General features: G+C 31.1%; 24 protein-coding genes. 19 read left to right on the forward strand and 5 right to left on the reverse strand.

The features are described from left to right. Nucleotides 1–258 precede the first annotated feature (258 nt). Nucleotides 259–1308 (forward strand): ABC transporter permease, encoded by a 1050-nt coding sequence (locus ACY191_RS01865; protein WP_463269878.1) that lies wholly within the window; start codon nt 259–261, stop codon nt 1306–1308. A gap of 17 nt (nt 1309–1325) precedes the next feature. Then, nucleotides 1326–1994, forward strand: coding sequence for an ABC transporter ATP-binding protein (locus ACY191_RS01870; RefSeq protein WP_029378648.1), 669 nt, complete (start codon nt 1326–1328; stop codon nt 1992–1994). A 140-nt stretch (nt 1995–2134) separates the two neighbouring features. On the opposite strand, the gene ACY191_RS01875 is transcribed toward ACY191_RS01870, so the two are convergent. Continuing rightward, complete coding sequence (locus ACY191_RS01875; RefSeq protein ID WP_463269879.1) at nt 2135–2815, reverse strand: flavin reductase family protein; 681 nt, start codon at nt 2813–2815, stop codon at nt 2135–2137. A gap of 120 nt (nt 2816–2935) precedes the next feature. Then, nucleotides 2936–4114, reverse strand: coding sequence for an MFS transporter (locus tag ACY191_RS01880; protein ID WP_463269880.1), 1179 nt, complete (start codon nt 4112–4114; stop codon nt 2936–2938). Nucleotides 4115–4287: 173 nt separating this feature from the next. Between ACY191_RS01880 and ACY191_RS01885 the strand changes: the two genes are divergently transcribed. The 8 genes from ACY191_RS01885 (at nt 4288) to ACY191_RS01920 (ending at nt 12245) form a co-directional block, all read left to right on the forward strand. Next, a complete protein-coding gene (locus ACY191_RS01885; RefSeq protein ID WP_002510641.1) occupies nt 4288–4479 on the forward strand; it encodes a hypothetical protein in 192 nt (63 codons plus the stop codon). Between the two features lie 196 nt (nt 4480–4675). After that, nucleotides 4676–6175 carry an NAD-dependent epimerase/dehydratase family protein gene (locus tag ACY191_RS01890; protein WP_047171648.1) on the forward strand — a complete coding sequence of 500 codons (1500 nt, stop codon included), beginning with the start codon at nt 4676–4678 and terminating at the stop codon, nt 6173–6175. 50 nt (nt 6176–6225) lie between these two features. Further along, nucleotides 6226–6726, forward strand: a complete 501-nt coding sequence (locus ACY191_RS01895) for a TspO/MBR family protein (protein WP_463269881.1) — start codon at nt 6226–6228, stop codon at nt 6724–6726. Between the two features lie 4 nt (nt 6727–6730). After that, nucleotides 6731–7204: a glycosyl-4,4'-diaponeurosporenoate acyltransferase CrtO family protein gene (locus ACY191_RS01900; RefSeq protein WP_463269882.1), complete on the forward strand. Its 474-nt coding sequence runs from the start codon at nt 6731–6733 to the stop codon at nt 7202–7204. Next, the gene (locus ACY191_RS01905) at nt 7205–8695 is read left to right on the forward strand and encodes a phytoene desaturase family protein (RefSeq protein ID WP_463269883.1); all 1491 of its coding nucleotides are present in this window, start codon (nt 7205–7207) and stop codon (nt 8693–8695) included. A 6-nt stretch (nt 8696–8701) separates the two neighbouring features. Beyond that, the gene (locus ACY191_RS01910) at nt 8702–9805 is read left to right on the forward strand and encodes a glycosyltransferase family 2 protein (RefSeq protein WP_463269884.1); all 1104 of its coding nucleotides are present in this window, start codon (nt 8702–8704) and stop codon (nt 9803–9805) included. 56 nt (nt 9806–9861) lie between these two features. Continuing rightward, a complete protein-coding gene (locus ACY191_RS01915) occupies nt 9862–10743 on the forward strand; it encodes a phytoene/squalene synthase family protein (protein ID WP_463269885.1) in 882 nt (293 codons plus the stop codon). After that, complete coding sequence (locus tag ACY191_RS01920; RefSeq protein ID WP_463269886.1) at nt 10740–12245, forward strand: phytoene desaturase family protein; 1506 nt, start codon at nt 10740–10742, stop codon at nt 12243–12245. The genes ACY191_RS01915 and ACY191_RS01920 overlap by 4 nt, the downstream gene beginning before the upstream one ends. Before the next feature lie 50 nt (nt 12246–12295). Here the strand turns inward: ACY191_RS01920 and ACY191_RS01925 are convergent, their stop codons facing one another. Next, nucleotides 12296–12721, reverse strand: coding sequence for a pyridoxamine 5'-phosphate oxidase family protein (locus ACY191_RS01925; protein WP_071561846.1), 426 nt, complete (start codon nt 12719–12721; stop codon nt 12296–12298). A gap of 183 nt (nt 12722–12904) precedes the next feature. Here ACY191_RS01925 and ACY191_RS01930 point away from each other — a divergent pair, with 183 nt between their 5' ends. The 6 genes from ACY191_RS01930 to ACY191_RS01955 all read left to right on the forward strand — a co-directional run bounded on the left by ACY191_RS01930 (nt 12905) and on the right by ACY191_RS01955 (nt 17731). After that, complete coding sequence (locus ACY191_RS01930) at nt 12905–14278, forward strand: cryptochrome/photolyase family protein (RefSeq protein ID WP_463269887.1); 1374 nt, start codon at nt 12905–12907, stop codon at nt 14276–14278. Between the two features lie 21 nt (nt 14279–14299). Beyond that, complete coding sequence (locus tag ACY191_RS01935) at nt 14300–14740, forward strand: antibiotic biosynthesis monooxygenase family protein (protein ID WP_463269888.1); 441 nt, start codon at nt 14300–14302, stop codon at nt 14738–14740. Nucleotides 14741–15220: 480 nt separating this feature from the next. Beyond that, nucleotides 15221–16084, forward strand: a complete 864-nt coding sequence (locus ACY191_RS01940; protein WP_267868232.1) for a LysR family transcriptional regulator — start codon at nt 15221–15223, stop codon at nt 16082–16084. A gap of 109 nt (nt 16085–16193) precedes the next feature. Next, nucleotides 16194–17048, forward strand: a complete 855-nt coding sequence (locus ACY191_RS01945; RefSeq protein WP_229366735.1) for an aldo/keto reductase — start codon at nt 16194–16196, stop codon at nt 17046–17048. Between the two features lies 1 nt (nt 17049). Next, the gene (locus ACY191_RS01950; RefSeq protein ID WP_158261783.1) at nt 17050–17190 is read left to right on the forward strand and encodes a hypothetical protein; all 141 of its coding nucleotides are present in this window, start codon (nt 17050–17052) and stop codon (nt 17188–17190) included. 1 nt (nt 17191) lies between these two features. Further along, nucleotides 17192–17731 (forward strand): NAD(P)H-dependent oxidoreductase, encoded by a 540-nt coding sequence (locus tag ACY191_RS01955; protein WP_463269889.1) that lies wholly within the window; start codon nt 17192–17194, stop codon nt 17729–17731. Nucleotides 17732–18132: 401 nt separating this feature from the next. Here ACY191_RS01955 and ACY191_RS01960 read toward each other — a convergent pair whose 3' ends face one another. After that, on the reverse strand, nt 18133–19053 hold the full coding sequence (locus tag ACY191_RS01960) for an ABC transporter substrate-binding protein (RefSeq protein ID WP_229366734.1): 921 nt from the start codon (nt 19051–19053) through the stop codon (nt 18133–18135). Nucleotides 19054–19382: 329 nt separating this feature from the next. Here ACY191_RS01960 and ACY191_RS01965 point away from each other — a divergent pair, with 329 nt between their 5' ends. From ACY191_RS01965 to ACY191_RS01975, 3 genes are all read left to right on the forward strand, one after another. Then, nucleotides 19383–19856, forward strand: coding sequence for a GNAT family N-acetyltransferase (locus ACY191_RS01965; RefSeq protein WP_229366733.1), 474 nt, complete (start codon nt 19383–19385; stop codon nt 19854–19856). Between the two features lie 174 nt (nt 19857–20030). Then, nucleotides 20031–21770, forward strand: a complete 1740-nt coding sequence (locus ACY191_RS01970; protein WP_229366732.1) for a DUF2075 domain-containing protein — start codon at nt 20031–20033, stop codon at nt 21768–21770. Beyond that, nucleotides 21763–22101, forward strand: a complete 339-nt coding sequence (locus ACY191_RS01975; RefSeq protein ID WP_229366731.1) for a nucleotide pyrophosphohydrolase — start codon at nt 21763–21765, stop codon at nt 22099–22101. The genes ACY191_RS01970 and ACY191_RS01975 overlap by 8 nt, the downstream gene beginning before the upstream one ends. 61 nt (nt 22102–22162) lie before the next feature. Here the strand turns inward: ACY191_RS01975 and ACY191_RS01980 are convergent, their stop codons facing one another. After that, entirely contained in the window at nt 22163–22819 is a 657-nt protein-coding gene (locus tag ACY191_RS01980) for an MBL fold metallo-hydrolase (RefSeq protein ID WP_229366730.1), read from the reverse strand. Nucleotides 22820–22871: the final 52 nt, after the last annotated feature.

Below are 22871 nucleotides of genomic sequence, written 5' to 3' on the forward strand. Positions count from 1 at the left end.
TATTAGTTTAGTTGATTTTTTAATCAACTTGTAAATACTGTTTCAATCATAATAAGTAAGAGGTACAACGGTGTAAAATGTCATTTTAATATATTGATAAATAATATAATTTATGGCTTAGTATTTTAGATTCTTCCTTTTCTCACAATTACTATGAAATATAGGAAGTAATTGTTAAACTAGATGTTAAGAAATTTTATATACATAAACAGAAAATCAATTAATCATATTATTGTACTAAATATAAGGAGGGTATTTATGTTTTTAGCATGGAATGAAATTAAACGTAATAAATTGAAATTTAGTTTAATCGTTGGCGTTCTGATAATGATAAGTTATTTACTGTTCTTATTATCTGGTTTAGCCAGTGGATTAATGAATATGAACAGAGAGGGTATTGATAAATGGGGCGCCGATGCAATTGTGTTAAATAAAGATGCAAATCAAACGGTTGAGCAATCAGCTTTTAATTTAGATAAAGTAGAAAACACATATAAGCAACAAACAAGTTTAAAGCAGACGGGTGTTATTGTTTCTAACGGTGATAGCGAAGAGAATGCATTGCTATTTGGCGTTAAAGATGATTCTTTTTTAGTACCCAAAATGATTGAAGGAAAGAAATTTAATTCTGATAATGAAGTTATTGCTGATGAAACGCTTAAAGAAAAAGGCTTCAAAGTTGGTGATAAATTGTCATTATCACAGTCTGATGAAAAACTAAAAATAGTAGGATTTAGTGAGAGTGCAAAATATAACGCTTCTCCTGTGATTTTCTCGAGTAATAGTACAATAGAAAAAATTAATCCATCCTTAAAAGAAGGCATGACGAACGCTGTAGTTGTTAAAGATAAAGAATGGAATAAAAAGAATTTAGATAGCAATTTAGAAGCTATTGAAATTGAAAATTTTGTTGAGAATTTACCTGGCTATAAAGCACAAAACTTAACCCTCAATTTTATGATTTCATTTCTATTTGTTATTTCAGCAACAGTTATAGGTATATTTTTATACGTGATTACACTGCAAAAGACAAATTTATTTGGTGTATTAAAAGCTCAAGGTTTTACAAATGGTTATTTAGCAAAGGTAGTAATATCACAAACGTTTATTATTGCTTTAATAGGTACAATTGTTGGATTAATACTGACATTAATAACAGGGTTATTTTTACCAAGTGCAGTGCCTATTAAATTTAGCATAGCAACTCTAACGATATACGGTATTGTACTGATTGTTGTTTCACTATTAGGTAGTCTGTTCTCTATATTAACGATAAGAAAAGTGGATCCACTTAAAGCGATAGGGTAAATAAGGAGTGTAATTAAATGTTAGAATTTAAAAATGTTACTAAATATTTCCAAGACGGAAATCAAAAAATAGAAGCCGTAAAACCTACCTCACTCAAATTTAATCAAAAAGAACTCATTGCTATTATTGGCCCTTCTGGTTCTGGAAAAAGCACGTTTTTAACTATGGCGGGGGCGCTCCAAACGCCAAGTTCGGGTGATATTATAATTAATGGGAGCGAAGTGTCCGGTATGTCTCAGAAAGCACTAGCACACACAAGAATGCAAGAAATTGGATTCATACTGCAAGCCACTAATCTCGTGCCTTTTTTAACTGTAAAACAACAATTTAAATTACTAAAGAAACAAAAGAAAAATGTGCTAAGTGAAGATGAGTATAATCAACTCATGTCACAGCTTAATCTGGAATCAATTGAAAATAAGCTTCCAAGTGAGATATCTGGAGGACAAAAGCAGCGTGTGGCAATTGCCAAAGCTTTATATACGCAACCTTCAATCATTTTAGCAGATGAACCGACGGCCTCTTTAGACACCCAGAATGCTATGGAAGTTATGAAGATTTTAAAGGAACAGACATTAAGAAAAAACAAAACCTGTATAGTAGTTACACATGATGAAAGACTTACGTCATATTGTGATAAGGTTTATCATATGGAAGACGGAGTATTAGAGCAAGCTCAAGTCTAATGTTTTAACGCTAATAATTAATTCAAGGTACTATTAATTAATAAATATTAGATTCGAAATTAATATAAATTTAGCCTACTTAACTTATAAAATTAAGTAGGCATTTTTATTAGTAATTAATGGAATTTATAAAGAAATAATTATGATTTGTTATCAAAATTTCTTCCTTCTAAACCAGCTAACTCTTCTTTTGATGCAGATGGTGCTTTCATTTCAAAAATTTGATCGACAACTGTATAGTCATAATAACCTAAGCGTGCAATAGGTCTAATAGATTGTATATCAAGTTTCCCATTATCTAGAATAACTTCGTCATCAATATGAACTTGTGCTACACGGCCTATTACCATATCTACAGTTGATACTGGATCGCCAGTAGGGATACGCACTGTTTGGACATATTCACACTCAAAATGTACAGGAGATGCTTTGACTCTGTGACCAGGCGCTTCAATGCATTTCTCTTTTTCTACATCTGCAAATTCAAATTCATCTTCTTCTGGTGGCAATGCCTTAGCAGATAAGTTTACTGCTTCTCTTAAATCATAAGTTGCCATGTTCCAAACAAACCATCCTGTTTCTTCTGCATTTTTAACTGTATCTTTACGCTCGTGTTCTCCTAAAACAGATTGATTAGCTGCAAACATTACCATAGGCGGATCCCATGTTAAATTTTGGTATTGGCTATAAGGTGCTAAATTATCTTTACCATCCTTTGATATTGTTGAAATCCATCCAATTGGTCTAGGAACGGTACTGCTTTTAAAAGGATCGTGTGGTAAACCATGGCTACGTGTGCCTTGTTTTGGTGAATAATTCATAACATGATCACTCCTCAAAAATTTTGAAACTACTGCAAGAATAATTGTAATTAATGTAAACGTCTAATACTAAATTTGAATTGATTTATTAGTTCAAACTATAGAACAATGAACAGTGCATCAATAAGTTGTTTGTTCATCGCTTGGCAAGAATAATGAAGCAAGGAATGTTAAGAATGCAATAGATGATATGATTACAAACATACTTGTAAAATTATTTAGAGAAGTAAGGTAAATTGATAGGATCGGAGCAACTGCTGTACCTAAAAATAGAATAAATGTGTTAACAGACAAGAAGAAACCTCTATTTCCATACACTACCATATTTACTTTTGCGATAACTAAAGGGACTGCAAACGCAATTCCAGCAACAAAACATATACTTAAAAATGTTATTAGCAGAATATTATGTGCAAAAGGCATTAATATTAATGTCACACCACAAACGCCTAAAGCAATATTTAAAACAAATTTGACACCATACCTACTACTAATACGTCCCGACATTAATGAACTTAGCATACCAAAAACACCGAATAATTTTACTAGAAATGCTGTGTGATTATCTCCGTGTATAGAATCCGATAGTATGAATTTATTTATTACTGCATACATAGAAATGAATGTTGTAAGTAATGTTAGAGAAATAAAGTAGCAGATTAATACTTTTCGATTTTTAGCAAAGTCTTTAAAATTGCTAAAGTATTTAAGGATTTGAACGTCTGAATTTTTTACAGGGCTTTCTGGGACATTTCTAAAGATGATAATAGCTAAGCAGATGTATAGTGAAGAAAGTATAAAGAAAATAATGTGCCAATCGAATTGGCTGATTAATATTTCTGAAAAATTTTGACCTAAAATACCAGATAGCATAAAACTTGTACTAATAAAACTTACTGCTGTTAACCTCTTTTTAAGTGGATAAGTTTCGGTAGTGTAAGTAATAGCTATGGGAGAAAATGCAGCTGCAAATATTCCTTGGAGCCCTCGTAAAATCAATAACGTATTAAAAGAAGTTACAAATCCAATCAAAAAGCAAACTATAATTAGACCAATCAGTGAAAGTAAAATGACACGTATTCTTCCAAATTTTTCTGAAATAGTACCATAAAATAAACAGCTAATGGAATAAGTGACTGAAAAAACCACACCATTCATTGCTGCAACTGACTGAGATATACCAAAATCATTAGCTAAATGCTCTGTTATAGGTATTGCGGTATATAGATTAAACATAATTAAGATACCAGAAATAAACAAAACAAATGTTATTATATTATAATTTTTTGACGCTTCCATACGTATTACTCCTTGAAAATGAATTGTTTCCATTATTACATTTATTTAGGTTTTGAAAAACCTTTTTTGAAAAATTGTTCATTTCAGTTTTGAATTTTTTATGAAGTGGAAATAGGTAAGTGAGTGTAGAAATTGATGACAATCGAATGGGAGCTTTTTCAGGAGGTAAATTAATGAAAATAAACTTAAATTGGGAAAATACTTTTCAAGAATATCAAGATATATTGAATTCTGGTTTAAATCCAGAATGGTTATATAGCGCTAAAGCAAATATGATACTAATTCCAGCTTATACAGGAAAGGGAAAAGAGTTTTTTTATACTAGTGACATCATTAAAGCAAGTAAGATTATCCCCTTTTTTTAGACAATTGTGATGATTCGTAGAATTATTTCATAATTCTTGCTAATAGAGGGTTAAAAAATTTTAAGAAGGGTACAATATTAAGTAAGAGACTTGGAGCTCTTGTCAATTAAGATAATGAGCAAGTGAGCTCGTTACGTAAAAGATGAGCTGAGGTAAAGTTTGCCTGCTCATCTTTTTCTATTTGGAGGCTAAATATATGAAAAAAATATTATTAACAGGCGCTTCGGGATATATCGGTAGTCACTTAATGAATAAATTAAAAGATAACTATGAAATTATAGCTATTTCTAGAAATATAGAAAATAAATCAAATGAACACAATGTTACTTGGAAAGCAGCTGACTTGTTTGATTTAAATGAAATAACAGAAGTAATGGAGGACATTGATATCGCTATATATCTTGTCCATTCTATGATGCCTTCGGCTAAGTTGACGCAGGCGAGCTTTGAAGATATGGATGCATTATTAGCTGATAATTTTGCTAAAGCCGCTAGTTATAACAAAGTTCAGCATATTGTATTTATGAGTGGTTTGATACCTAATACAAGTGAATTATCACCACATTTAAGAAGCCGTTTAGAGTGCGAACAGATTTTAGGATCATATGGTGTACCAGTAAGTACTTTAAGAGCGGGTTTGATTATAGGCTCTAAAGGAAGTTCTTACCCAATATTAAAAAAATTAGTAGATAGATTACCTGGCCTGTTACTGCCAAAATGGGCTTATAATACAACATTGCCAGTTGCAATAGACGACGTGATTGACGGTTTATATAAAATTGTAGAGCGTCAGCCGCATAAGAATGAATCGATAGATATTGGTGGACCTAGTCATATGACTTATAAAGATCTATTCAAGCAAACTGCAGAGGTACTAGATAAACGATTACCTACGATAGATTTGCCTATTATTCCCATTTGGCTAAGTAAATATTGGGTGAAACTTATTTCAGGTGTCCCAAAAGAAATGGTTTATCCGTTAATGGATAGCTTAATTCATGATATGATTAGAAATGATGAAAATATTGTGAAAGACATTTCTATAGGCAAGATTGATTATAAGGAAAGTGTGCGTAATGCCTTGGAAGAAGAAACTAAGACACAAAAGAAAGGGAAGTCATCACGTAAGGGCGATATTAAAGATGTTAGAGCAATATCAAGGGTAGTCTTACCTAAAGATGTAAATATGATTCAATTGGCAGAGTCATATGCAAATTTTTTAAATAGAATTACATTAAATGTCGTTAATAGTGATTTTAACGAAGATAACTTTACGATTAGTGTGCCGTGTTTAAATAAGGACTTACTATTATTAAGTAAAGATTTTAAAGCTTCTAATAACGAGAGAATTTTATATCGAATTGTTGGTGGAGATTTCGCTTTAGATTCAGATGGTGGTAATGCGAGATTAGAGTTTAGAAGATTACCTAATAGTGACGCATGTATCATAGCGTTACAAGAATATGAACCGACGTTACCTTGGTGGGTATATAAGTATACCCAAGCAAAAGTTCATAAAAGTGTAATGAATCTTTTTAAATTTAAAATAAGTACTCAAAGAACCAACAAAGGAAAACAATTAAATATGAAGAAATTTATTTTACCAATTGTTATTTCAGGTGCTATTGTCTTGAAATTATATGGATTGAAGAAGTATTTAGCTAGAAAAAATAACATGTCTAATGCCGAACTATAGCTATTAGATATAATAGCTAGTTACTTTTACAAAAAAAGAGGGGATCAACTATGAAAGCAAACGAGATAATTAAAACAATTATAAAAGTTATAACACCAATTACAGGCGGTAAATTTATAGGGGAATTTGCAGTGAAAAATGCGAGAAAAGATTATAAAAATAATGTTAAACCACCTTTTTCACCCCCCGGCTATGTCTTTCCAATTGTGTGGCCAATACTTTATACAACGATGGGCGTAGCTTATGCATTAGTGACTAATAGATCTACTAGTAAGGCTTTGAAAGGTGCTTATTACACGCAATTAAGCCTGAATTATCTATGGTCGATACTATACTTTAAATATAAATTACGCTTTAGTGCGTTGATAGAGAGTGTTGTATTACTGGGCGCAGTAGTTACAACAACTGTAAAATTTTTCAATGTAAAAAAAGTTGCTGGCATTTTACTAGTTCCATATATGCTTTGGAGCGCTTTTGCTACTTATTTAACAGCTGGTAATTGGTATTTAAATAAAGATAACCCAAGCTATACAGAGAAATCTGAGAATTAAATTGATGAAAAAGATTATATATATTGCGCTATATTGGTTTATAGTTCAAATGATAATTGCTCAACTTGGTACTCGTATTAGTTATAAGTTCTTAGAAAAAGATAATAAGTATTTTCGAAGTTGGAATTTTGAACAAGAGGGTCAATTATGGCAACAATTAGTTAAAGTGCAATATTGGAAAGATCATTTGCCAGACGGTCAAAATCTTAACCCTAATATCAGTAGTAAAGCGACTTTCGATTTATCTGAAAATATGAATGATATACAGCGATTTATATTAGAAACTAGACGTGCAGAGGTGGTTCATCTGCTATCCATATTTCCTGTTATTGCGTTTTTTAAAGCGTCAAAAAGTGTTAAAATAATTAATTTTATATATGTCATTATAGCTAATGTGCCTTGTATGATTGTTCAGCGCTATAATCGCCCTAAGTTAATACGTATTTATAATAAATTACAAAAAAGAAAAGGTGATTAAATGGGAAATAAGAAAGTGGTTGTCATAGGAGGTGGCTTGGGAGGGATTGCTAGCGCAATTTGTATGGCTCAAGCAGGCTATCAAGTGGATTTATATGAACAAAATGAGCATATCGGTGGAAAGGTAAATAGGTTAGACATAGATGACTATGGATTTGATCTCGGTCCATCAATTTTAACCATGCCTAAAGTATTTCAACGCTTATTTCAACGATGTGATGAAAGGCTAGAAGATTATGTTAGCATTCGTAAGTTAAGTTTACAGATTAGAAACGTTTATCCAGATGGCCAAATTTTAGATTTATATGAATCCATGGAAGATATGTTAACAAATAATGAATCGTTAACAAATAAAGATATAGAGCAACTTTCTTCGTTTTTTAGTTACGCACAAAAGATACATCAAGTTGCTGAAAAAAGCTACTTTGATAAGGGATTAGATACGATGTTTGCAATTATTCGTTATCATGGTCCGTTTTCAGCTTTAAAGCAATTCGATTATTTTCATACAATGCAACAAGCCATTAATAAAAGGGTGGATAACCCATATTTAAGAGAAATGCTAGGTTATTTCATAAAATATGTAGGCTCTTCATCTTATGATGCTCCGGCTGTATTGAGTTTATTACCTCAAATGCAACATGAGGAAGGTTTGTGGTACGTAGATGGTGGCATTCATAAGTTAGCGGAAGCGATGGAACAATTAGCGAGAAAATTAGGTGTGGGCATACATTTTAACACCCCTGTAAAACGTATCAATTATAATAGTCAAAATAAGGTGACAGGGATAACAATGGAAAGTAATGAGGAAATATATGCAGATTACATTATATCTAATATGGAAGTAATCCCTGTTTATAAGTATTTATTGAATTTTGATGCAAACCAAATAAACAAATTGGAACGTAAATTTGAGCCAGCTAGTTCAGGTTATGTCATGCATCTTGGCGTGGACAAAAGTTATCCAGAGCTTCAACATCATAACTTTTTCTTTTCAAGTAATTCTAAAGTTAATTATGATCAAGTTTTTCACCAGTATGTTTTGCCTGAAGATCCGACTATTTATGTAGTGAATACAAATAAAACAGATAAGACACAGGCGCCAGAGGGACACGAGAATATAAAAATATTGCCACACATACCGTACATTCAGAGTAAGTCATTTAGTGAAGCAGAATATCTACAATTCCGAGAACGTATATTGGATAAATTAGAGTCCATGGGCTTGAAAGATTTGAGAAAGCACATTGTATATGAAGACGTATGGACACCACATGATATAGAAAATACATACAATTCTAATAAAGGGGCTATATATGGCGTAGTATCCAATAAGAAGAAAAATAAAGGTTTTAAATTTCCTAAAAAAAGTCAGTACTTCAAAAATTTGTACTTTGTAGGTGGTTCTGTAAATCCTGGCGCGGGTATGCCTATGGTCACTTTGAGTGGTATGCAAGTAGCAGAAGCTATTATTAATGGAGAAAGTAGTTGAGGCTGAATGATACTTTATATAATAGCAATAGTATTGACGATACTATCACTAATAAGTGGAATGTGTATGTATGCGCGTCGAGCGATTATAAATAACTCCGGAAAAGAAAGAGGTCAGACAGCCGTCAGTGTTATTGTACCTGCTAGAAATGAAGCGGAGAACTTACCTAAATTACTTAACAGCATAAGTAAAGAGCAAGAAATAGAAGTAATTGTTATGGATGATGGTTCAACTGATGAGACACAAGTTGTCGCTAGATATTATGGTGCGAGCGTATATACTGTTGAAAATGATACTACATGGCAAGGTAAGTCACATGCTTGTTGGCAAGGTAGCAAATATGCAACGCATGATTTATTGATGTTTGTTGATGCTGATGTTCAGTTTGCTTGTGATGATAGTATCCAAAATATAGCCAATCAATATGATTTACAAGGTGGTAAAGGTTTGTTATCAATACAACCTTATCACAAGATAAAAAAGCTATATGAAAATATATCGGCGATTTTTAATTTAATGACAATCGTAGGTATGAATCAATTTTCAATCACGAAATCAGCAAATAATGAGCAAGGCGCGTTTGGACCAGTCCTTGTGACAAATAAGCAAGATTATAAATTGACACAAGGACATTTGAAAGCTAAAAATCAAATCATTGAAGGCTTTGCAATAAGTAAAGCATATAATAAGCAAGGTTTGCCAGTTAGTTTGCATGAAGGCCAAGGTGTAGTGAATTTTAGAATGTATTCTCAAGGATATAAAGCGCTATTAGAGGGTTGGAGTAAACACTTTGCACTTGGCTCTCAAGTAACTAAAAAGTCTACGCTTACGTTTGTATTTTTGTGGCTATTTGGTTCACTTACAACAGTTTTAGCGATAATTTTTTCAATTAATTTAGGCTCGTTATATATATTATTAGCTATTACTCTATATTTTATATATGCGATACAATTTCATTTATTTATTCGAAGAACAGGAAATTTTAATATCGTTGCGAGTTTATGTCATCCACTGCTCTTCATATGCTTTGTCGTGATATTTTTTAAATCATGGTTAGATATCAATGTATTCAAACGTATATATTGGAAAGGCCGTAGAATAGATTTATAGCTTAGTTTTTTATACAAATGTCAAGAAGTTCTAGGGCTTACTGAGGAGGCCAATAAATGAATCAATTAGAGAGAGATTATAACCATTGTCACAATATAATGAAAGAACATTCAAAAACGTTCTCATATGCCTTTGATTTTTTGGATCTAAAAAGAAAAAAAGCAATTTGGGCTATTTATGCAGTTTGCAGAATTATAGATGACAGTATTGATAAATACAAAGACCTTGAGCAATTAGACGGCATAGCTAGAGATTTAGATGTGATTTATAGCGATTGTGATTATATTCAAGCGTATCAAAGTGATGCAGCTATTATGAATGCTTTAAGTAATACATTGAATACATATTCAATACCTAAAAAACCTTTTGAATCTTTAATTCAATATGTGAAGGAAGATTTAGTTTTAAAAGAAATGAAAACTGATTCAGATTTATATGACTATTGCTATGGTGTGGCAGGTACTGTCGGTGAATTGTTAACTCCTATATTAACTTCATCAAATGAAAATAATTTCAAGCAAGCTGAAGAAGCTGCGATTGCTTTAGGCAAGGCAATGCAAATAACTAATATTTTAAGAGATGTCGGCGAAGATTTTCAAAATGGAAGAATTTATCTAAGTGTAGAAAAATTAGCTCAATATCGAGTTAATCTACATTCTATATATTATGAAGGGGTTACGCCAAATTATATAGAACTGTGGGAAAGTTACGCTACAGAGGCAGTTAGGTTATATGATATTGCATTAAACGGTATTAATTATTTTGACGAAGAGGTACGTTACATTATCGAATTAGCTGCGATAGCTTATCATGAAATACTTCTGGAAGTAAGGAAGGCAAACTATACGTTGCATAAGAAAGTATATGTAAGCAAATTGAAAAAAATGAAAATTTATCGTGAACTTAGTGCGAAATATAATAGGAGTGAAACATTATGAAGATTGCAGTTATAGGCGGCGGTGTTTCAGGTTTAGCTGCAGCTTCAAGATTAGCAGCAAACGGTCACCAAGTTGATTTATATGAAAAGAACCAACAAATAGGTGGCAGGATGAATCAGATCAAGCAAGATGGCTTTACATTTGATATGGGACCAACCATCGTAATGATGCCTGAGATTTATCGAGATGTTTTTAATTACGCTCAAAAAAATATGAATGATTACTTGGAAATTAAACAATTATCACATATATATGATGTTTATTTTAGTGAAACAGATCAAATTCGCGTTCCTACAGATCTTGCTCAATTAAGAGATATGCTTGAAGGTATTGAACCTAACTCTACACATGGTTTTATGTCCTTTTTAACAGATATATACGAAAGATACGAAATAGCACGAAAATATTTTCTAGAACGTACGTTTAGGAAACCTACGGATTTTTATAATCCTTTTACTATATATCAAGGTATGAAACTCAAAACATTTGATAAAGCAGATAATTTAATTGAAAAATATGTTGATAATGAAAAAATCCAAAAGATTTTAGCGTTTCAAACATTATATATAGGTATCGACCCTAAACGAAGCCCGTCATTGTATTCAATTATACCCATGATAGAGTTAATGTTTGGTGTTCACTTTATAAAAGGTGGTATGTATAGCTTTGTCAGAGCGCTTCAAACGCTAAATGAAGAATTAGGTACTCAAATTTATATCAACGCAAACGTTGAAGAAATTATCATTGATAGTAGGTATAAGCGTGCGGAAGGACTAAAAGTAAACGGACATATAGAAAAGTATGACAAAATAATTTGTACTGCTGATTTTCCATATGCTACTTCATCCTTAATTAAAAATGAACATCATCCTAAGAAGTATACGACGCAGAAAATTGATAATATGGACTATTCTTGCTCAGCCTTTTTAATGTACATAGGGGTTGATAAAGATTTATCTGAAGATATCTTGTTACATAATGTTATATTTTCAAAGGATTTTGATAATAATATCAATGAAATATTTTCCGGGGAAATATCCCAAGATCCATCAATATATGTCTACGCTCCTAGTGTGGAAGATCAGTCGTTAGCGCCAGAAGGTCAAACAGGTATTTATGTGCTGATGCCCGTTTCAGAATTGAAAACAGGTGATACGGATTGGTCTGATGAGTCAACAATCACACAAGTGAAAGATATTATTTATAATAAGCTTTCTACGATTAAAGCGTTAGAAGATTTGAAAAAGCAAGTTGTGACAGAAATTATTTATACGCCTAAGGACTTTGAAGGAGATTATAATGCTAAATTTGGAGCAGCCTTTGGTTTAATGCCTACTTTAGCGCAAAGTAACTATTACAGACCGCCTAATGTGAGCAGAGATTACAAAAATTTATATTTTGCTGGAGCTAGTGTTCATCCAGGAGCAGGAGTGCCAATTGTACTGACGAGTGCTAAAATTACAGTTGATGCTATGTTAGAAGATATTAATAATGGTATATAAAAAACGCTTAAAATCACTTTTTAATAATGTGATTTTAAGCGCCTTTTTAACTAATCGAACGTAATGGTTTGTGGTGTGTCTAATTTTTTATCGTTCATAATTTTTATGGATTTTGGTATTACTTTAATTACACACAAGTTTGGATCATCCTTAGAGTCAAAAAAGGACTTATCTTGTTTGTTCCAAATCCAATCAATAGTCTCTTGATCTTTCAGTATTTCAACATTAGCATCAATTTCTAGAAAACTACGATTATTCGTTTCATCGTAACCTATAAGTACATGAGCTTTGGTATTATCTTTAAATTCAGCAATTTTTTTAGACTCAATGCTTGTCTTAGTATAAAGTGTGTGTCCATCATTATAAAATACCATGTATCTACTATTAGGTGTATTGTTATGTGCAGTAGATAGGACACCTATTTTTGATGTATTTAATATATTTTCAATTTCATTTTGTAATTGTTCGTTATTCATAATTTAATCACCTCTGATAATAATATACCCTGAAGTTGCCTATAATATGTAAGGTCTTAAAATTTATTTTATTTTTTAGTGAATTATACAAAAGTTAAAACGGGTATATGATTGAAAACACAATCTTAAGTTAAAGGACAATTATAAAGTGAATTTGTATGAAACAAGCTGGGAGGCAATAAAATGCATTTAGGAGTCATACTTAACAGAGTTTTTAGAACGAAAGATAATCCACTTTTTCAATATATAGTGAAGCATCAAAATGAGATAAATAAATTGTATTTTATCTTACCTTTAGAAGATTTAACTGACGCATCAGAAGTAAAACGTGACTATTACCATAAAGTTGTAAAAGGATTTGTAAATGCTTTAGATAAGCATGATATACAACCTCATATTGTCACATATGAAAAGCTAGGTGAACTAGCCGAAACATTGGCGTTATCTCACGTATTAGTAGCAAAAGATATTATGAGTTATCACAAAGAAATATATGACTATCCTCATGTAAAAAAGGCTTTTGAAAATCACCAAGTTACAGTAATTGGACAGCGCGTGAATCATTATTTTGAGCCAACAAAGACTTTTAATAAACAGCAACAGCCTTATAAAGTATTTACTAGTTTTTATAAAGCAAATCGTCAGGATTTAGCACACACCCCTAAAAAAAGTTATCAGTTTAAGCAGTTGTCTCAAATTGCGGAAAAGGGTTCAAATCAAAGTGACTTAAAATTTGAAAATGATAAAGATATAGAAAAGTTAGCGCGTAAAGCTTGGGATGAATTTTTAAATGGTGACATAGCTGATTATGATAAATTGACTGACGATGTGTCGCAGGATTTTGTAAGTGGATTAGGTAAATATTTAGCATATGGACTACTCGATATTCGTGAAATTATAAATGATTTACTTGAAGATTATGAGAGCGATGAAAAAAATTATGAAGCTTTTATAAGAGAGGTTATATTCCGTGAATTTTATTATGTGTTAATGACACAGTATCCAGAAACGGCAACTAAATCTTTTTCTGAAAAGTATCGAAACATGCAATGGTCGTATAATAAAACACATTTTGAAGTATGGAAAAAAGGTCAAACTGGCTACCCAATCGTTGATGCTGCAATGAAGAAGCTGAATCGTACAGGCTATATGCATAATCGCTTACGAATGGTCGTATCACAATTTTTAACGAAAAATTTATTTATTGATTGGACTTGGGGTGAGGAGTACTTTAGACAGTATTTGATAGATTATGATAATGCATCTAATGTACATGGATGGCAGTGGTCGGCATCAACCGGAACAGATGCAGTGCCTTATTTCAGAATGTTTAATCCTATACGTCAAAGTGAGCGCTTTGACGCGCAAGGGTATTTTATTCAAACACAGCTAGAAATATTTAATGATGTGAGCAGTAAATACATTCATGATCCAACTAAATATAAAGACAAGTTACAAGAAATTTATCATATTGAAATTGGAAAAGATTATCCACAGACTATCGTTAATCATAAAAATAGTAGAGATTATGTTATGGATAAATTTAAGCAATTTTGACATATCATCCAATAAAAAGGAGTGATTCATTTGTTGAAAAATGAAATACATCGTATTTATTTAGACAAAAATAATAATGAGGTAACTATTAATAGATTTAATGTGACATATCACTATACTATATTAGAACAAATTAATGATTTGCCACAATATGGTTATGCAGTTTTAAACCATTTATATGCTAATCCTGGTTTAGAGGCAGACTTCGAGCATGTGTTCTTAAATAGAGATAAACATCTAAGGCATACTGAAGGATTTGAAAATCTATTGTTTTTAAAGCCACATAGTACACATGAACATTATGTTATCATTACGTTTTGGCAAGACGAAGCAGCTTACAAGCATTGGCAAGAGTCTCAGGAATATAAAGCATCTCATAAAAATAGAGGAACCAAACAAGGTTCTGATAAATCTATTGTAAACAGAAAACTATCATTTAATATTAGTTTAGAATTTAAATAACATAATTTTTGAATTAAATGATATTTCTGCAAACATATAGGCGAGTTATTTAAATACTAACTTGCCTATTTTTTAAGCGATATAAAAATTTTAGCAAAATCACTGATAAGGGGAAGCATATCATAAATGATGCGGTTTTTTAGAGGTATGGTGAAATATATGCATATTTCAGATAGCCAAAAGTTTAATTTGTAGAATCAAATATTAGATTTCTCTTTCTGATTTTAACATAGTGGAAAAAAATAAAGTATAAAAGGTCATCCTCATTATTTAATAAGGATGACCTTTCCACATGTCTAAACTGTGATTCACTTTTTCTAATTTTATTTTCCAAAAATTTCAGTTGTCATAATAATTACTATAACGAAATGTCCTTAAAAATTAGGAAACTGGCATTTGAAATATTATACTAAACTAAAATAAAACTTTGGCTGTTAGTGCGAAAGATAGCACAATTAATACATAAAAGTAGGTGAATCAATGGATATTAGAGTTTTAGAATATTTTTTAATGGTGGCAAGGGAAGAGAATATTACGAAAGCTGCACAGATTCTGCATGTGACTCAGCCGACTTTATCTAGGCAATTGAAACAGTTAGAGGCTGAATTGGAAGTTTCGTTGTTTAAACGTAGTAATCATCATATTGAATTAACTGATGAAGGGCTATTGTTTAGAAGACGTGCGCAAGAGATGGTTGATTTATCTCATCGTTCTAAGAGTGAGCTAAAACAAAGTGAGAAATTAATAGGTGAGATTGAAATAGGCTGTGGCGAATTGCAAAGTATGGAGGAATTGTCCGAGTGGATAGCTGGATTTCAAGAGCTACACCCGGATGTTAGGTTTATTCTGAACAGTGGGAATAACAATAATATAAAAGCTTGGTTGGATCAAGGGTTGATTGATATTGGTTTATTAGTTGAGCCTGTAGAGTTAAGTAAATATGAAATAATCCGTATGAATCAAAGGGAAGTATGGGGCACTTTGGTTCATAAAGCTTCTCCGTACTACAATTATGAAAGTATTCAACCTGGTGACTTAGTTGGGACTAAAGTAATTACAATTTCTGACAGGGTAGTACAACAGGAACTTGCTCATTGGTCAGGCAAGTATGCTAAAGATATGGATTGGAAGGTTCGCTACAATTTGAGTTATAATGCTGCAGTTATGGCTAAAGCGAGTAAAGGCGTGGTGATTACACTTAATTTAAATCACCATTATGACGATTTAAAGTTTATTCCTCTTGAACCTAAATTAGAATTAAGTTCTGTCTTGGCGTGGCATCAAGAGAAGCCTAATTCGAAAGTTACAGATGCATTTTTAAAATACATCAAAGAAATACAATAAATGAATAACAAATCATTTGATATAAGCATTGTACATTTCTTTAATACCAAATTACACTTAGAGTATCCCAAGTAGGAATACTCTTTTTTAATTTTAAGGACGTGAATCAATGGAATATTTAACTTTAAATAATGGTGTAGAGATGCCGAAATTAGGATTAGGGGTCTTTCGTGTTACAGATTTACAAGAAGCAGAGCAAACAGTAGTTCATGCAATTGAAGCAGGATATCGTTTAATTGATACTGCTGCAGCATATGGAAATGAAGAAGCGGTTGGTAGAGCCATTCAACAAAGTAAAGTAGCTAGAGAAGAGTTATTTATCACTTCTAAGTTATGGTTGACTGACAACTCTTACGAAGGTGCGAAAAGAGGTTTAGAACGCTCTTTAAAAAAACTAAATTTAGATTATATTGATTTATATTTAATTCATCAACCTATAGGTGATGTATATGGCGCTTGGCGTTATTTAGAAGAAGCGTATCAAGAAGGTAAAATTCGTGCGATAGGTGTAGATAATTTTACGCAACAAAAATTAGTGGAATTTATCACATTTAACGAAGTGAAACCAGCAATTAATATGGTTGAAGCGAATGTCTTTCATCAACGTGTCGAAGATCATAATTTAATGAAAGAATACGATGTTCAGATGGAAGCTTGGGCACCATTTGCTAATGGCGGTAGTAACGTTTTTGAATTACCAGAACTTATTAAGTTAAGTGAAAAATACAATAAATCCGTCGCGCAAATTATTTTAAGATGGTTTATGCAAAGAGATATTATTGCAATACCAAAAACTGTTAATGTTAAGCGTATGCAAGAGAATATTGATATTTCTGACTTTGAATTATCAGCAGAAGATATGGATTTGATAGCTACTTTAAATAGTGGTGAAGGCTTTAAGCTACCAGAAGATGGTCATGCATTTAAAAAGACACTCGATATGCTTAACCAATTTACTGTGTGATATGGATAATTCTAAACAGAAGCAATATGAGCAATTATGTAATCAACGTCAAGCATTATTAAAAGAAATTCATGAAAAAGAACAAGAAATCATGCGAATTGATTATCTTAAACATCAAATAAAAAATACAAAGGAGCAATAAAATGAAAACATTAGTATTAGTTTTTCATCCTAATTTAGAGGAATCAAGAGTGAATAGAGCAATTGCAGAGGGATTAGAGCATAGTGATGATGTAATCGTTCGTCGTATGTATGACTTATATCCTGACTTTAAAATAGATGTCGCTGAAGAACAAAAACACTTAGCTGCAGCAGATCGTATTATCTTACAGTTTCCATTTTACTGGTACAGCACACCTGCATTACTTAAACAATGGCAAGATGACGTGTTGACTTATGGATGGGCATTCGGTTCTACGGGTACGCAACTTCATGGTAAAGAACTGTTGGTGTCAACAACAACAGGAGCTGTAGGCTATCAAAGAGATGGCGAGGTCAAATATATTGTCGAAGAATTATTACGACCATTACAAGCAACTAGTAATTTAATAGGTACTAAGTACTTACGACCATTTATTCTTAATAATGCATTAGCTATTAGTGAAGAAGAAATTAATGCATATGTTGAACAATTTAAACAATATATCACGACAGATCAAGAATTATTAGGATTGTACGAATAGTAAGATTGCCGATAGTGATGATTTAATTGAAGACACTGAGTCATTGTCTATTGTCCGTATGTGAATGCGGATGGTGTGGATGCGTGCATCATTGCATACAAATATACACATAATAATAAGCAGATACTTCAGTATTTAATTTATTGGATTGTAGAAAGAGATTTTTAATTTCCTAATATTATGAGTTTAATATTACGGTAATATCTATCTTAATAACAAGAGGCTAGGAGCTAATTCCCAGCCTCTTTATTCATATGCTGTTATCACAAATTGACAATTACACACAGGTTTCACTTTTCACCCATATGATTGTGAAATTCGACTGTACCTTAGGGTGTTACGTTTAATTCTTAACTCCCATTACCATTTTTATTATTTGTTGTATCGCCCAGTGATTGAATTTAGTTCATATTTTTTAGTTGTTTCAAAATAATTTTTCTTTGCTTTTCTAAAGAGATAGGGTCATTATACTGTGTATCTTGTAAATCTAAATTAATTACATGTCCTTTTTTAACAGCATCTAAATTTTTCCAATTTGCTTTTTGTGTAAATGGAGGTTTTTCTCCCATTGTGGCTAATATAATGTAATCTCCTGTGTAATCTGCAAGTTGTTCTTCAGATGGTGTAGCCATATAAGCGTTTTTCGTTTCTTTTTCTAATATCTTAGGTTGTTTCATACCATATCCGTCATAAACTATTTCAGTACCACGACCATAGTTTTGACCAAATGCACTTATACCTTTTGGCGTTGATTGTAAAACGGTAATTGTTTTTCCTTTAACTTTATCACCAAGCGCACTTTTATCTTTTTGTAATTTATTGTCCCATTCTTTTAACCATTTATCAGCTTTATCTTGCTCATTTACAATTTCACCGAGTTCTTTAGTCGTTTCTTTATAATTCGATTTCATTGCATCCATCTGGATTGTTGGTGCAATTTTTTTAAGCTTATTAGCATTTTTATCTTCTTGAGTTGTAATGATCAGGTCTGGTTTTGTTTTTGCAATTTGTTCAATATTGCCTTGGCCTATTCTTTTAATGCCTTTAGTTGCATCGTCGAGCGTTTTATTTTGCTTAACAAAATCGATAACACCAACCGGTTTATGTCCAAATTTTACTAAAGTACCAATATATGTAGGATGTAAAACAACAATTCTTTTTGGATTTTTAGGTATTTTAACTTTAGTGCCATCATCTTGTTTAAATGTTTTTGTTGAAGCATTATCACTTTTGGTGTCGTTTGATTTATCTTTACTATCATTATTACCACAGGCAGATAAAAGCAAAATCATGCATAGCATTACAAACACTATTCTTTTCATAAAATGAACACTCCCCAAAATATTTTTAATTGAAATTGATAATCTTTATCAATTATAGCATGATAGAAAAGTATAGCAATACATAGTTTTAAAAATTTAAATTGTATATTATGCAAAATTTATTGGCGAAGCTATGTAAGGAAATTTACATGTTTTTATATAGCATTTAGAGCTGTGAATATTTAAAACAAAGCTGCACAAGAGCAAATAGGGGGTAATATAAACTAAGAATCTACAGCTTGTATGTAGAATTAATATTGAAATTTTTGTAGCAACTAATTGTTGATTTATTATTTTTAGAAATCGGTAAAAAAATGAGGGTGATTACAGTGCAATATATAGAAACACAAAATTTTGATCAAATAGAGTTAGAAAAATTATTTGAAATTGATAACGATATTGACAGTGTTGTTGTTTCATCAGGGGCATACGAACTTATAGAATTACCAGGTATCATAGCTTATGAAAATGGAAAGATATTAGGTCTATTATCTTATAAAAAATTTAATGATTATATAGAAATAATTTCGCTACATAGTAATATTGAAAATATTGGTATTGGAAGTAATTTATTAACAAAAATAGAAGAAATAGCTATTAATTTAGGTATAAAAAGAATAAAAGTAATAACAACAAATGAGAATTTAAGAGCACTTTATTTTTATCAAAAGAAGGGCTATAGAATAACAGAAATACTACCTAATGCAGTGGATAAGGCAAGAACATTAAAGCCAACTATTCCACTAGTTGAAGAAAATGGAATTGAAATTAAAGACGAAATTGTATTAAAACGGAAAATATGATTTTACTGAGTTTTATGCGGTAGTATGGTTATCCTACTATAAAAAATTGCATCAATCCGTGCGAATAATTATTTGGTCAGCCAACCAAAATTAAATTTAGAGAATCAGTAGATAAATTTAACACCTAATTGCTAAAATAATAATTAATAGAAGATAATTCGATAGGTGATAAAGATGGGAAACTTGTTAAAGATAGAAAATATGCAATATTCATTAGAAAATCTTAATAATTCAGTGCAAAAATGGAAATCTTCCTCAGATGGGAAATATTTATTGAGATATCCAACAGTTTATATTATAAATGATAAAAAAAGTGGGAGTAATTTTGAGGTATATATTGGAGAAACAGCGGATATTAGAAATAGAACCAGACAGCATCTTAATGTAGATAGAAAAATAAAAACTTTTTGGGATGATTTTTCTATATCCAATAATTCATCAATGTACGTTATAGGCCATGAATTATTTAATAAGTCGTTAACTCTAGATATTGAGAACAGATTAATGCAGTATTTATTAAGTGTAGATAATGTTTCTAGAGTTCATAATAGTAGAACAAATCAACAAAATGAATATTTCACTTCTGATAAATTGGATGAAATATTTTCTGACATTTGGAAGTCATTAAATAAGAAAAATAATACTTTATTTCCAATTGAAAGTATTATTAAAGATTCCGCAATATTTAAAGCATCACCTTTTCATAAATTAACGCAAGAGCAAATTAATGCTAAAGAAGAAATACTAGATAAAATTAAAGAATCTATTATTTCAAAAGAAGAGGGACAATTAATAATTGTTGAGGGTGAAGCAGGGTCAGGTAAAACGGTGTTGATGAGTACGTTGCTTTATGAAATTGGAAAATATAACTTAGACTTAGATAGAGATTTAGATATACATTTATTAGTAAATCATAATGAACATGTATCAATCTATAATCAAATAGTTAATAAATTGGGTATTTCTACTAAATCGAAAAACATTGTTAGTAAACCAACAAGTTTTATTAATAGTCATTCATCAGATCCAGATGAAAAAGTAGATGTTGTAATTGTTGATGAAGCACATTTACTTTTAACTCAAGGGAAACAAAGTTATCAAGGTAAAAATCACTTAAGTGATTTATTAGAAAGAGCTAAAGTTGTGGTTATTGTTTTTGATTTAAAGCAAGTACTTACAACTGAACAAATATGGGAATTAGATAAGTTGAACTATTATTTTGATATATCAAAAAGTAAAGATAACCATATCACATTAAAAAATCAAATGCGTATTAATAGTGATGATGTAACAATTAATTGGATAAGGAATTTGGTGGATAATCAAAAGATAACTAATATTCCATATGATAATAAAGGTTATGAAATTAAAATTTTTGATACACCAAATGAATTACAAAAAGCTATAAATGATAAATCTCAAAATACAGATAGTGGTATATCAAGAATGCTAGCTACCTTTGATTGGCAATATAATAAGAACAAGTCTCCTGAGAATGAGGATTATTGGAGAGTAAGAATTGATGATTGGTCAATGCCATGGAATTATCAGCTAAAAGTAAGTAGAAAACAGAAAGAATTGCCTTGGGTTGAGCAAAATCAATCAATAGACGAAATTGGTTCAACATATACAATTCAAGGTTTAGACTTAAACGTTGCAGGAGTAATAATTGGACCTTCCGTAAAGTACAGAAATGGTAGGGTCATTTTTGATGAAAAAAGTAGTGCGAATAAAAAAGCTACAAGACGAAGAACATTAGAAGATGGTTCAAAGCGTTATTTCTCAGAAATGCTGTTGAAAAATGAATTGAATGTTTTACTGACACGTGGTGTAAATGGATTATATATCTATGCTGTTGACGATCAATTAAGAGAAGTACTAAAAAAAGCATCTAAAGGTGATGAAAATGGATAAATCAGAAGAAATACTAAAAGAGATCAATCAATTTAGAGATGAGCGTAACTGGCGACAATTTCACAATGAAAAAGATCTATCTTTATCAATAAGTTTAGAAGCAGCTGAATTACTTGAGTTATTCCAGTGGAAAGCATCTGAAGAGGTAGTGAATACTAACCTAGAAAGATTAGCAGAAGAATTAGCAGATGTATTAATCTATAGTTATATGTTAGCAGATAACTTAGATTTTGATATTAATGATATTATTCGTAAGAAACTAGAGAAAAATGCTGTAAAATATCCAATAAATAAAAGCAAAGATTCAAAGACTAAATACAAAGATTTATAAATTACTGCTATTAATCTATAATCTAATTTAAATTAAAAAGTAATTGAATCTTTAAAATTTACTACTTCTCATATTTAAATTTGTATATTGGATAAATTTTATCTGAATAGACAACGTCATGACCATGTGAAGTGGTAATTAGTTTAGGTTTAACTTTATCAATGATGTCTCCACTATTAATATTTTGTGTCATATCATAAGTGAATTTATTTATTGGTGGATGTAATGTTTCGGAATTCGAGATGAATAAATCCCCACAAATCAGTACGTCATCTTCACTGTGGTAGTAGATTACATGTCCTGGTGCATGGCCGGGTGTTAAATAGTAAGTGAAGGGCATTTTTAATGAAGGTTGCAATGTCTGCACTTTATGAGCAACATGAGTTTGTTCAACTATGTTTTTATTTGGATAAGGTAATGCCCCATTAATATAAGGTAGTTCAAGTTTATGTGCGTAAATCGGAATATGAAGTGCTTCAATTAAGCGATTTGCTCCATTTATATGATCTAAGTGCCCGTGTGTTAAAAATATTGCTTTGGGTCTATCAAGTTGTTGGGCTGTTTTTATTTGTGTATCAGCATAGGATGCCAGTCCTGTATCTATAATATATACATTATTTCCATTCACGACATACCATGTGTTGATAATAATTGGAATACCGACTGTAGTCTCTATAGTTAATTTATAAATATGAGTTGATATTTGTTTTAGTTCCAATTTCACAACTCCTTTGTAAAATTTGATATGATAAAAGTGTAACATAGGGTTA

The sequence above is a fragment of the Staphylococcus sp. TCBT05 genome (genome assembly GCF_055179755.1).

Bases quoted from the DNA above. Each gene is read 5' to 3' on its own strand.
- ACY191_RS01895 (WP_463269881.1), top strand. From the start codon at position 6,226: ATGAAAGCAAACGAGATAATTAAAACAATTATAAAAGTTATAACACCA.
- ACY191_RS01890 (WP_047171648.1), top strand. From the start codon at position 4,676: ATGAAAAAAATATTATTAACAGGCGCTTCGGGATATATCGGTAGTCAC.
- ACY191_RS01920 (WP_463269886.1), top strand. From the start codon at position 10,740: ATGAAGATTGCAGTTATAGGCGGCGGTGTTTCAGGTTTAGCTGCAGCT.
- ACY191_RS01955 (WP_463269889.1), top strand. From the start codon at position 17,192: ATGAAAACATTAGTATTAGTTTTTCATCCTAATTTAGAGGAATCAAGA.
- ACY191_RS01865 (WP_463269878.1), top strand. From the start codon at position 259: ATGTTTTTAGCATGGAATGAAATTAAACGTAATAAATTGAAATTTAGT.
- ACY191_RS01910 (WP_463269884.1), top strand. From the start codon at position 8,702: ATGATACTTTATATAATAGCAATAGTATTGACGATACTATCACTAATA.
- ACY191_RS01880 (WP_463269880.1), bottom strand. From the start codon at position 4,114: ATGGAAGCGTCAAAAAATTATAATATAATAACATTTGTTTTGTTTATT.
- ACY191_RS01885 (WP_002510641.1), top strand. From the start codon at position 4,288: ATGAAAATAAACTTAAATTGGGAAAATACTTTTCAAGAATATCAAGAT.
- ACY191_RS01930 (WP_463269887.1), top strand. From the start codon at position 12,905: ATGCATTTAGGAGTCATACTTAACAGAGTTTTTAGAACGAAAGATAAT.
- ACY191_RS01950 (WP_158261783.1), top strand. From the start codon at position 17,050: ATGGATAATTCTAAACAGAAGCAATATGAGCAATTATGTAATCAACGT.
- ACY191_RS01975 (WP_229366731.1), top strand. From the start codon at position 21,763: ATGGATAAATCAGAAGAAATACTAAAAGAGATCAATCAATTTAGAGAT.
- ACY191_RS01870 (WP_029378648.1), top strand. From the start codon at position 1,326: ATGTTAGAATTTAAAAATGTTACTAAATATTTCCAAGACGGAAATCAA.
- ACY191_RS01875 (WP_463269879.1), bottom strand. From the start codon at position 2,815: ATGAATTATTCACCAAAACAAGGCACACGTAGCCATGGTTTACCACAC.
- ACY191_RS01960 (WP_229366734.1), bottom strand. From the start codon at position 19,053: ATGAAAAGAATAGTGTTTGTAATGCTATGCATGATTTTGCTTTTATCT.
- ACY191_RS01900 (WP_463269882.1), top strand. From the start codon at position 6,731: ATGAAAAAGATTATATATATTGCGCTATATTGGTTTATAGTTCAAATG.
- ACY191_RS01945 (WP_229366735.1), top strand. From the start codon at position 16,194: ATGGAATATTTAACTTTAAATAATGGTGTAGAGATGCCGAAATTAGGA.
- ACY191_RS01905 (WP_463269883.1), top strand. From the start codon at position 7,205: ATGGGAAATAAGAAAGTGGTTGTCATAGGAGGTGGCTTGGGAGGGATT.
- ACY191_RS01940 (WP_267868232.1), top strand. From the start codon at position 15,221: ATGGATATTAGAGTTTTAGAATATTTTTTAATGGTGGCAAGGGAAGAG.
- ACY191_RS01915 (WP_463269885.1), top strand. From the start codon at position 9,862: ATGAATCAATTAGAGAGAGATTATAACCATTGTCACAATATAATGAAA.
- ACY191_RS01925 (WP_071561846.1), bottom strand. From the start codon at position 12,721: ATGAATAACGAACAATTACAAAATGAAATTGAAAATATATTAAATACA.
- ACY191_RS01970 (WP_229366732.1), top strand. From the start codon at position 20,031: ATGGGAAACTTGTTAAAGATAGAAAATATGCAATATTCATTAGAAAAT.